Annotated in this window: 6 protein-coding genes; 4 read left to right on the forward strand and 2 right to left on the reverse strand. The window is 61.4% G+C overall.

Annotated features, from left to right (window positions below):
- Positions 1-42: 42 nt before the first annotated feature.
- Positions 43-828, reverse strand: a complete 786-nt coding sequence (locus C477_RS04320; RefSeq protein WP_008893222.1) for an alpha/beta fold hydrolase — start codon at positions 826-828, stop codon at positions 43-45.
- Positions 829-1,143: 315 nt separating this feature from the next.
- On the opposite strand from C477_RS04320, the gene C477_RS04325 reads away from it, so the two are divergent.
- The 4 genes from C477_RS04325 to C477_RS24360 all read left to right on the forward strand — a co-directional run bounded on the left by C477_RS04325 (position 1,144) and on the right by C477_RS24360 (position 9,162).
- Positions 1,144-5,502: a vWA domain-containing protein gene (locus C477_RS04325; RefSeq protein WP_008893223.1), complete on the forward strand. Its 4,359-nt coding sequence runs from the start codon at positions 1,144-1,146 to the stop codon at positions 5,500-5,502.
- On the forward strand, positions 5,499-5,837 hold the full coding sequence (locus C477_RS23390) for a hypothetical protein (protein WP_152423269.1): 339 nt from the start codon (positions 5,499-5,501) through the stop codon (positions 5,835-5,837). Before C477_RS04325 ends, C477_RS23390 begins: the two co-directional genes overlap by 4 nt.
- 88 nt (positions 5,838-5,925) lie before the next feature.
- The gene (locus tag C477_RS04330) at positions 5,926-6,468 is read left to right on the forward strand and encodes a hypothetical protein (RefSeq protein ID WP_008893224.1); all 543 of its coding nucleotides are present in this window, start codon (positions 5,926-5,928) and stop codon (positions 6,466-6,468) included.
- A gap of 1,959 nt (positions 6,469-8,427) precedes the next feature.
- Positions 8,428-9,162, forward strand: coding sequence for a hypothetical protein (locus C477_RS24360; protein ID WP_008893226.1), 735 nt, complete (start codon positions 8,428-8,430; stop codon positions 9,160-9,162).
- Between the two features lie 215 nt (positions 9,163-9,377).
- On the opposite strand, the gene alaS is transcribed toward C477_RS24360, so the two are convergent.
- Positions 9,378-11,135 (reverse strand): alanine--tRNA ligase (gene alaS, locus C477_RS04345; RefSeq protein ID WP_083870243.1); only part of this gene is annotated, 1,758 nt, incomplete at its 5' end.

Consider the following 11,135-nt stretch of genomic DNA (forward strand, 5'->3'; position numbering starts at 1 on the left):
ATCGATAATTGCCGGCGACCGTCCCATCCCGAATCGGGCGTCCTACTCGTCGTCGGTGTGGGCCTCGAGGAATCCGAGCATCCGATCGTTAACCGTCCGCGAGCGCTCGATAAACGCCAGGTGGCCGGCGCCCTCGAGCGTCTCGAACGCACCGCGGGGCAATCCGTCCGCCAGCGACCGGCCGGCCGACGGCGATACCAGTTCGTCCGCGCCGCCGTGGATCACCTGCGTCGGCTGGATCACCTCGACGAGCCACTCGGTCGCGTCGAACCCCTCGAGGGCCGCGACCTGGGCCTCCCAGCCCGCTCGGTCGGCGTCGCCGTCGGCCCGCCAGTCGACGATCCCCTCGCGCACGTCGGCGGGCTGGCTCTCGAGGAACTCGGCGGAGAGCCCAGCCTCGAGCGAGTCGGCCAGCGCCTCGCGGTCGTCCGGCGGCGCGAACAGCGGCTCGAGGTCGAACTGCTCCCCCCTCGGTGCGGTACCGAAGAGCGTCAGCGTCGCGACCCGACTCGAGGTCCGGGCGGCCTCGAGGGCGACGGCGCCGCCGAGTCCGCAGCCGACGAGGTGGGCGTTGGGAATCTCGCAGGACGAGAGGACGGCCTCGAGGTCGGCGGCGAGCGTCTCGAGGGCGTAGGGGCCGTCGGGTGCGTCCGAGCGGCCGGTGCCCCGGAGGTCCCAGACGACGGCCTCGTACGGGCCGGCGACGGCGGCGTGTTGCCAGCCCCAGAGCCAGCCGCCGAGGCCGGCTTCGGGGACGAAGACCACTGGGTCGCCCTCGCCGGCGCGGTCGTAGTACAGCGAGACGCCATCGTTCGATACGGTCGGCATACGAGCACTGATCCGCCGGAGGAAGGCGACAGTTTCGGTTCCCCGCGAACGACGCGTGAGTGCTCCCGTACTGTGGCTGCCGTTCGAGGAGCCACTCGACGAAACCGTCGATAGACTCGAGTTTGGTAATGCGGAAGCCGGCCGCAAAAATTCCTCCCGAAATTCCGAACCGACGACGGTTCTACCGTGATATTTCACTCGGCTTCCGTGTTTTTCCACGCCCCAAACAAATCAATAAGATATAAAATATATCGTTAATGTATTGCTCTCATGGGTTTCAGCAAGAAGAGACTGGTTGCAGTATTCTTCGCTGTGATGATGGCGACCTCACTGATCGCCACGCCCGCACTTGCGAGTGGACCGAGTGCGACCACAGCGACCGAACGATCCGGTGCGGTCGAGGCTCACACCGGGAACACACTCGGTCCGAACGGCGGGCCACCCGGACGAAACGGCGGCGGTCCGCCGGGCCACGATCGCGGTGACGCAAACGTCACAGTACCGACCCTCGAGGAGAATACGAGCGTCGACGCGATCCTGAACGCGACCTACCGCCTCGAGGAACTCGAGATCGAGAACGAGACGGCAGCCGCGGTAGCGGTGAACGATACCGTCGACGCGGTCAACACGCTGGTCGGAGAGTACCGACGGGTTCGGTACGCCGACTCGCGTGCAGCGTTCGACCGTCTGGCCGATGCCCAACGGTCGCTTGCAGTGCTAAAAGACGAGGTCGACGACGACGACGAAGCGATCGTCGACGCGATCAGCGCGGAGCTGTACGCGGCGGGCAACGCGAGCGCTCGTCTCGCTGTCTCCGACGCGAACGCTGTCGTCGCCGCGAACGAGGGCGAGTTCCGCAACCCCGGCCAGCGACAGAAGGCCGAGAGCGCGCTCAGAAACGCCGCCGACGGGCTCGAACGGGCAGATAGAGCAGTCTCGGACGGGGCATCCGGAAACGGAAAGGGCAAGTCCAAAGCCAAGAAATCCGATCGGCCGGTCGGACCGACTGACCGCGCGAAAGCGCTGACTCACCTCGAAAACGCGTGGAAACACGCGGAACGAGCGCTCGATACGGTCGAAGCCAACACCGAACCGTCGCTGTCGCTGTCACAGGGACGGCCCTTCGAGCGGAACGGGACCGTCCGGGTGTCGATCCGAGCAGTCCTCTCCGACGTTCGTCCGTACGCGTACGATAACGCGACGGTGACCGTCGACGGTGATGCCGACGCCGACGCTGTCTCGTTTGCCGCGGACGAAGCGGCCGGAACAGACGCCATCGGATCGACGCTCGTCGATCTCGGAGCCGATCCCGAAAATGTGACTGTCACAGTGACGGCGACGGCCGCACACGACGCCGATCGAACGGTCGAAGCGACTCACGACATTCGCATCGCGGAAGAGGACGTCGTCCGGGAACGACCCGATCCGGACGAGTACCGGACCGTCGAGGTCGGAAACGAATCGTCGGGCGTTTCGGTCGCCGTCGGCGGTGACGGCCTGACTGACGCCGACGTTTCGATCACCGACGAGACGCCGGCGACCGACGACCCCTACCGCGCCGGTCCGATGGTTCGCATCGAGAACGAGAGGCCGATCGACGACGCGACGGTCGAGATTCCGGTCGACGAGAACGCGCTCGACGACGGTAGCAACCTCTCGATCGTCACGTGGGATCCGACCAGCGACGAACCGTGGACACCGGTCGAGACCGAGATCGATCGCGACGCCGGCGTCGCAACTGCCGAGGTCGATCACTTCTCGTTCTTCTCGGTGTTCCGGATCGAGGAGTGGGAAGACGAGACCAGCGACACGATCACGCTCGACGGGAACGAGACCGACGGTGAGATCGATAACGGAAGCGGGATCGAAACGGCGGACTTCGTCTTCGTGAACGACGAGAGCGGCAGTATGAGCGGCTCTCCGACCCACTACGCCGAACTCGCCGGTAAGCGCTTCGTCGGCGCACTCACCGATTCCGAACGGGCGGGGCGGGTCGGTTACGCCTCCGGTGCGACCCTCGACCAGCCGCTGACGACCGACCACGACGCGGTTAACAGCAGTCTCGAGCGATTGTCTGCGAGCGGCGGTACCAACACGAGAGCCGGACTCCGAGTCGGCCTCAACCACCTCGAGGAGGAAGGGTGGGAAAACCGATCCGCGGTGATGATCCTGCTGTCCGACGGCAAAAGCGGGACCGATCCGTTGCCCGTCGCCGAGGACGCCGCCGACGCGGGCGTCGAGATCAGCACGGTGGGTCTCGGAAACAACGTTAACGAGAACGAACTCCGCGAGATCGCGGCCATCACCGGCGGCGACTTCTATCACGTCGAACGGGAAGAAGACCTTCCCGACACGTTCGAACGCGTCGCGGAGAACCAGACCGGTCCCGACCTGCAAGACACCAACGGCGACGGCATTCCCGACCTCGTCGCCGAAATGGACCTCTCGATGCCGACCGGCGGACCGGGCGTCGTCGGCGAACCGCTGAATCTCGATCCGACCGCGCTCGATACCAGCGGTGACGGGATTCTCGACAACGAAACGGTCGACATCGAGTACCGCGTGTTCCAGGAGGACAACGAAACGAAACTCCACGCCTCCGTTACGTACGCCGAACACCACCCGGCACGAATCGACACGACTGGTGACGGCCTGACCGACGCCGAACAGCTCTCGGATCGGACGATCACTTATACGGACTCACGGTCCGATTCGCTCGAGTTCCTCTCGGAACTCGAGGACGCCGACGATATCGACGACCTGGACGGGCTCGAGGGCGACGTGTTGGCGACCGATACCGTTCACTCCGATCCGCTCGTCGACGACAGCGACGGCGACGGTGTGACCGACGCCGAGGAGGTGCGTCTCGGGACCGACCCCGAGTCGCGCGACACCACGGGAGACGGAATCTCCGACTTCGAGGGCCTGAACGGCGACTACGATCCGACCCTCTTCGACATCGAGTCGCCGGAGATTACGGTCACGTACGCGACGTTCAACGATCCGGACGCGGACGTCGAACTGAAAGATCCCGTCGACGTCGACTGGTCGAACGGAAATATCAACTTCAACGATCCGGTCGACGCCTCGGTACGGGTTTCCGGAAGCTACGAGGTCGAGTTCACTGTCACCGACTCGGCGGGCCTCGACGAGGCGCGGGTTGTTCGTGACGGCGACGTCGAAGAGACGGTATCGCTGTCCGGGATACACGACGACGGTGACGTCAAGTTCGACGTCGGAACCGTCGATACGTTCACCGACGCGTTCGCGGGTTCGAAAGTCACGGTGCAGGCCGACGACCGTCACGAGACCGTCGAGGGAGTCGGTACGACCGAAGCCGCCGCCGTCGAAGTTGGTGGCGTCTGGTCCGCGGCGTCGGATGAGCTTCGCGCGCAAGGAGTCTCCGATCCGCGACTCGAGCGGGATCTCGGAACCCTGCAGGGGATGACGACGGGTGCTGGCGAGTCGATCGATTCGCTGCGAGCGCTGTACAACGAACCGATCGAGACCATCGCCGCGGTGCGGGAGATCCCCGGTGCCATCGCGAACTTCGACGAGATCATCGCGGCGATGCCCGATGCGATCGAGTCTCAACAGCGCAGTAACAACCCGCACGATCCCGACACCGATCCGCGGCTGTACGAGTCCTACCGCCAGGGCTGGTACGAGGGCTACATTGCGTGGTTCGTCGTCGAGAGTGTAGTTCCGGCTGGTGAAGCCGGAAAGGCCCTCAAGAGTTCCAAGCGCGTCCAGAAGACCGTCGACAAACTCGATACGTCACGGGTCCAACGTGCGGCCCAGTTGGCTGGTCGAGCGAGTCACACTGCAAAAGCGCCAGTTCGATACGGGAAACTGCAGTTCTCGCGTGGACTTTCAGCTGGTACTGGCCTGATTCGCGATGCCGGGCAGCAAGCGTTAAGCCGGGTTCAGTCGACCGGTCAGCAGTATCGGGTAGCAAAACTGCTCAATCGAAATGATATCGATGCAAGCGAGATCAATTCGCGTTCAGTCGACGAGCAACGCCAGCATGGTGACTTTATCTCGAGACACGGTGAAGACGGAGTTAGGGTCGCTGCTGATGGCGGCGAAGAGCTCAGAGAGATCGTCGTCACGGGTAAACTAGATGCGGCAACGACGGACCGATTGAGTCGAGCGTATGAACGGGAACTGATCGATGAGGCGGACTTACAACGGATCGGTCGTGGACTCGATGAAGGAGTCATCGACCAACAAGCCGTCGAAACGGCGCTCGGTCGTATCAGCAATATTGATGCGGACGGGAACTCAGTTGATCGCGTAAGGACGGCTAACGAAATAAATAGCGAGTATGGTCCGGACTACCAAGATCCGTACGCCCCGGGGACCCTTGCGGTGGAATATACTACCGAGTCACAGAAACAATTCGTGAGAGTCCATGGTTCCGATAATCAGGCACGAGCGTGGATGATGCGGGAACATGAGATCGAGGGGTTAACTGCTGATGAGATCAAAACGAAATTCTCACTACCAGAAGAACCGGTCTACGTCTCTGACGTCGATGTCCCGAAGGGCACATCTGTACGAACGGGAACTGTCGCGGAGAACTTCGGTGGTAAAAGAGGGGCAACCCAATTCGAACTTCAAGATCGAATCGACTCTGAGAACTTCCATAACCGGCGCGAACTACCACAATGACTGAGGTAAAAAAAGACGGCTATGAACTCGTCATCGATGGGAAACGGATTTCCCTTCCAGCAGCGATCGAGTCGATAGTACAAACACAAAACACCGTCGTCGTACTGCTAGATTCCGAAGGTGAAGTGGAATCGGATCGAAATATTTGGGGGTTTACTAATAGAGGCAGCTTCCTGTGGGAAGCGGAAAAAGTACAAGCCCCATCGAATGACGCCAATTGCTATGTGAGAATATGGGAAGAAGAAGGAAATGTCTGGGCGTCTGACTGGAAAGGGTTAGATTATCGGATCGATATCGAAACTGGAGAGCAGCTAGATAAGAAGTTCAGGAAATAACGACACTGGTCTGATCTCGCGGAATCGTCGTTTATAACTGTCTATTTGTTTTGTACTCTTCGCTGACACGCGGCCACTCGATTGATCGATGTATAGTGATATTTCGAGGGATCTCGTTCTCGATCGGAGGCCGACCGAGGAGGCCATCGACGAACTCGCAACGCAAAAACGCGGATCGATACCGATCTTCGGGTCCGATTCCGATTTCGTTCTCAATGTCGCACCGTCGTGGGAACGGTACGGACTCCCCGAACGCGGCGGCGTGTCCCCGATCTGGGAGCGAGTTCGTTTCCGCGAGAACGTGGCGGAGACGACGCAGGAAGCGTTCGATGTCGGCGCGCTCGACGAACTCGCACCGCCGTTCGCGTTCTCCTCTCTCCCGTATCGGGTCGAACGCGAAACGACCGTCACCCGATCGGACCTCGAGGACGGTCGGCTTCCAGACGTATTCTGGATACTGTTCCTCTCCGAACCCGTTTGCGAACGATTCGGACGAGACCGATTACAGACGTCGCCTGTCTGGAAAACTGAATCCCTTCCCGACGGTGGAATCGGAATCGTGGTTACGGCAGACCCGTATCAGTACTCCGAGGAGGAGAAAAACCACTTCAAAGATCACCTCGGTATCTGAGTCCGAATCCCGACATACTCGAGATCGATTCGGCTGCATACTGTTGCCGTACTAGCCTTCACAATTCCGACGACGATCTCCGTTTCTACGAGTCCTACCGTCAGGGCTGGTACGAGGGCTACATTGCGTGGTTCGTCGTCAGAAGTACAAGTCCTGCTGGTGAAGCCGGAAAGATCCTCAGGGGTTCCAAGCGCGTCCAGAAGACTGTCGACACGCTCAGCACGTCACGGGTCCAACGTGCGGCCCAGCTGGCTGGTCGAGCGAGTCACACTGTAAATGCGTCAGTCAGATACAGTCAACTTCAGCTCTCTCGTGGGCTTGCAGCCGACATCGGAACCACACAAGAAGTCGGTCAGCGTCTCCTGAGTGGTGTTTCTTTGAGTGGCCAGCAGCTCGCGGTAGCGAAAACACTCAAGCGGAACGATATCGACGGAACCGTATTTACTCGACTCGACAGCGATGAAGCGCAAGCTGCCGGACGTTTGACGGCCGTCACGGCGATAGCGGTGTAAGACTGCTCAGAGGCGAGATCTATAACAGCCCCTGCAAGGGTACCTTCGAATCGGTCAACGAGTACAGGGGAGACGGGTTGAGTAACACCCAGACCAAACAGCTACTCCGGGCGTACACCAAGGCCGACGACGTCGAGGTCGGTCCCGGAAGCGGACAGAACGGTGCCAGTAGCGTCCAATCGAAGATCGATGACCTCGACGATGCCAACAACGTTCAGGGTGTTCGGCGCTTGATGAGTAGCGCTTCCGATAACGTGAGCTCTTACAAGGGCATCGCTCAGAGATCCACGCCAATCAAGTGAATAATGTTGCGGATATTCAGGAGATTATCACTCACTGGAGGATGACAGTGAAAAACAGCGATGAATGGGAGAATGCTAATGTCGACATCAAGGTAATAGATGATACCGGAACCGTAGTAGTGGGCTAATTAAATATACCAGTAGTATGTCCCCTTCCAATCTCATACAGATTGTTTACGTCTACGAGGACGAGATCGATTCAACGGTCACCGACGATGTGCTCGCGTCGCTCGGGCGATAAGGCGGTCGCAGAACGTTCGACAGCGACTACCACATCGGATACTGGGACGAGAATGGCGATCTGTCCGGTCAGACCGGCGACCGTGATCGAATCGCCGAACTGATGTCGTCCTCTCCGACGTGTACAGTGTCCGTAGCGTTCGAGGAGTTCGTACTGTCAGTAGGTCGCGATGCAGGCCGATCCAACCATCTGGAACAGTCACACCTCCTGTTTGACGTCGCGGCCAGTTCGTTTCGACCAACCGAATCGGTTCCGGACGGAGAGCTCGAAAATCGGAGGCAGACATTCATCGCTATCCTCACAGCCATCGCAGAAACGACGAGTCCACTCGCCGGATTCGGGCGGGTCGGTGGACCGTGCTTCGATAACTTACCGTCAGCTGCAACGATTCGAAAGGGATCGATCGATTTCCTCTTCGAGTACAACGTCTTTAGCGAATCCACAGTTGATCGACTCGGTCGCGAATCAGTACTCGAGACGCCCGCCTGGCACGTCAAAGCACTTTCTACCGGTGGAGCTATGCTAATCGTTCCGGAGATTCCACGATCGTGCGAGGACGATACACTGCGTTGCGATGGTGTTTCCGAGCACCTCGGACTGCCGATAATCTGATTGTATCGATGGCAATACACTGGTCACGGGCCTCCGGAGAGACATGCGGACGAAGTTAGATGTTGACCCCGGCTACCAACGTATCATCAAGAGCGACATCATCGATATCAGGAGTGCGAAATCGTATTCAACGAGAGACCGTTCTCACGGTATGGATAGGTGTAAATACAACGTCGGGATGTATTCAGGACACCATCACACCTGAACCCGCCGGCTCAGACGACGCGCTCGAGACGGCTCGAGAACATCTGACGCAGTAACATACTAACGAAACCGCCATCCGAAAGAGATCATGGAAGATTACGACTGGATACAGATTGCCTTCCTATTCGATCGGGAACTGTCCCACGAGACCTACGAGTCGCTCTTCGACCTGTTTCTCGAGTACTCGGAAACCGACGACAACCGGGACGAACTCGACGACAGGTACGGAGACGAAACGAACGGGAGTCAACGAGTACGTGCCGATGCATCCGAAATCGCTCGTACCGTTCGATCGGTCAGCAGCGTAAAAGTATCCGTCCCGGTTGGCTGGGACGACATCTCCATCGGATTCAGCCGAAACGGCAGCGGGTTCCCGACCTATGGGTCGACACCGTACTTGACGTTCACCACTTGGATCTACGCGCTGAAGGATTCGGACCGAGAACCGCTCGAGCGAGTGAAACGCCGTCGCCGGGAGTTCGTGGAGATCCTCGCTCGAGCTGCAAACGTTCTCGAACCCAGGTGGGGCTTCGGCAGACGTGGCGGGCTCGCGATCGGCGAGGACGACACCATCGACGACCTCGCCGCGAGGCTGGCCCCGCCGCTGTACGAGTACAACGTCTTCCGGCCCGAGACGGTCGAGACGCTCGGCCGTGAGCGGGTACGCTCGGCACCTGCCTGGTTCGTCGAGGAACTCGACAGCGGCGGCGCGTTCCTCGCCGTTCGCGAGCCGCCCCGTCAGTGCAGCCCCGCCGCGGAGCCCTGTCTCGAGGTCGCCGATCACCTCGGGATCTCAGTAGGGAAGACAGATCGGTACCACTGACTCACCTTTCGGTTTCGATAGAGATGAGGCCACGGATCAGAATTCACTAACGGTTGCGCGCTAAATCCCTCTCTTTGGGTCCACGACGATCAAGGGAGCGTCCGAACTCGAGGGAGAACCTGTTCGGACGCTTCCAGGATACGACCGGGAGACCGAGACGGAGTAAGTCGAAGCGGTGACGGAAAACCCGAATCCGGCGACGCGATCAGCGCTCGTTACGCGTCTTGAATCTGCCGTAACACGTCGGGGGCGTCCTCGAGCGCCGCGTCTAAGTCCTCGACGTTGGGGCCGCCGCCCTGCGCGAAGTCCGGCGGGCCGCCACCGCCGCCACCGACGCGGCCGGCGAGTTCGCCGACGACCTCGCCGGCGTTGACGTCCGAGTCGTCGGGCACCGCGACGACGAACTGGGCGCCGCTCTGGCCGCTGCCGAGGACGGCGATCTTCCCCTCCTCGACGAGGGCGTTCGCGGTCGCGCGGAGTTCGTCCATGTCGGCGTCGATGCGGTCGACGACCGCGGTCCGGTCGCCGACGTCGACCTCCTCGCCGCCGCCACCGCCGCCGGCGCGGGCCGCGGCGAGCTGTTCGGTCAGGTCTTCGATCTCCTTGCCTCGCGCCTTCCACTCCTCGAAGAAGCGTTCGGCGGTCTCGGGGACGTCCTCGGGCGAGACGTCGAGGACGTCGGCGGCCTCGTAGAGGGCGTCCTCTTTTTCCTGCGTCGACTCGATCGCGGCCTCGCCGGCCGCGAACGTGATGCGCTCGACGCCGTCCTGGACGCGCTCCGTGTTCAGGATCTTGATCGAGCCGATGTCGCCGGTGCGGGCGACGTGCGTGCCGCCACAGGCCTGGATATCGTCGGCGACCTGGATCAGCCGGATCTGCTCGCCCGGCGGGATCCCGCCCTGGTAGAGGTCGAAGCCGTGTTCGGCCTCCGCGTCGTGGCGGTCGGGCCAGTCCTGGGCGACCTGGGTGTTGTCCATCACGAGCTCGTTGGCCAGCGACTCGATCTCCTTGACGTCCGCGCGGGAGATGCGGTCGTAGTGGCGGACGTCGATCCGCGAGGAGTCGACACCCTTCTGGGCGCCGGCCTGGCGGATGTGCTCGCCCAGCACCTGTCGGGCCGCGTGGATGACAATGTGGGTCGCCGTGTGGTGGCGCATCAGCTGCCGGCGGCGGCCGCCGTCGATCTGGCCGTTGACGAACTCGCCCTTGCCGGGGTTCTCGTCGGCCCGGTGGAGGATGACGCCGTCCTCGATCTGGACGTCCGTGACCTCGGCGGTCGTGTCATCGGTCGAGAGTGTTCCGGTGTCGGCGGGTTGGCCACCACCCTCGGGGTAGAACATCGTCTGATCGAGGACGACGTCGTACCCCTCCTCGCGCTCGAAGACGTCGAGCACGACGGCCTCGAACTGGGTGCGCTGCTGGTCGTCGTAGTAGAGCTTCTCGGTCTCCGGGAGATCCTCGAAGCGGTCCTCCTCGTCCTCGTCGGCCGCCTCGACGGCTTCGGGGGTGTCGTGGCGCTGGGCGACGAGGCTGTAGAAGTCGTCCGGCACGTCGATCTCGGCGCCCGCTTCTTCGGCGATCTCCTCGACCATGTCCGGCTGGATGCCGTGAGAGTCGTAGAGCTCGATCAGCTCCTCGATCGGGATCGGCTCGCCCTTCTTCGCGTACTCCTCGGCGAGCGTCTCGACGCGGCGGCCGCCCCGCTCGAGCGTCTCGCGGTACTTCTCGACCTCGGTGCGGACGATGTCGCGGATCGTGTCGCGGTTCTCGTACTCGAGGCGCTCGGCCTGCATGTCGACGAGTTCGTCAAGCGGCGCGTCGACGCCGGCGTTGTCACAGAGGCGCTTCGTGCGGCGCAGGACCATCCGCGCGAGGTAGCCCGTCCCGACGTTCGAGGGGACGATACCGTCCCCGAGCATGTAGGCCAGCGTGCGGCAGCTGTCTCTTATACACATCTCTGATGGCGCGAGGGA

Source organism: Haloterrigena salina JCM 13891, assembly GCF_000337495.1.
Lineage (GTDB): Archaea > Halobacteriota > Halobacteria > Halobacteriales > Natrialbaceae > Haloterrigena > Haloterrigena salina.

What these genes read in the sequence shown, in the direction of transcription:
- C477_RS24360 (WP_008893226.1), top strand. Translation starts at nt 8,428, where the DNA reads ATGGAAGATTACGACTGGATACAGATTGCCTTCCTATTCGATCGGGAA.
- C477_RS04330 (WP_008893224.1), top strand. Translation starts at nt 5,926, where the DNA reads ATGTATAGTGATATTTCGAGGGATCTCGTTCTCGATCGGAGGCCGACC.
- C477_RS04325 (WP_008893223.1), top strand. Translation starts at nt 1,144, where the DNA reads ATGATGGCGACCTCACTGATCGCCACGCCCGCACTTGCGAGTGGACCG.
- C477_RS23390 (WP_152423269.1), top strand. Translation starts at nt 5,499, where the DNA reads ATGACTGAGGTAAAAAAAGACGGCTATGAACTCGTCATCGATGGGAAA.
- C477_RS04320 (WP_008893222.1), bottom strand. Translation starts at nt 828, where the DNA reads ATGCCGACCGTATCGAACGATGGCGTCTCGCTGTACTACGACCGCGCC.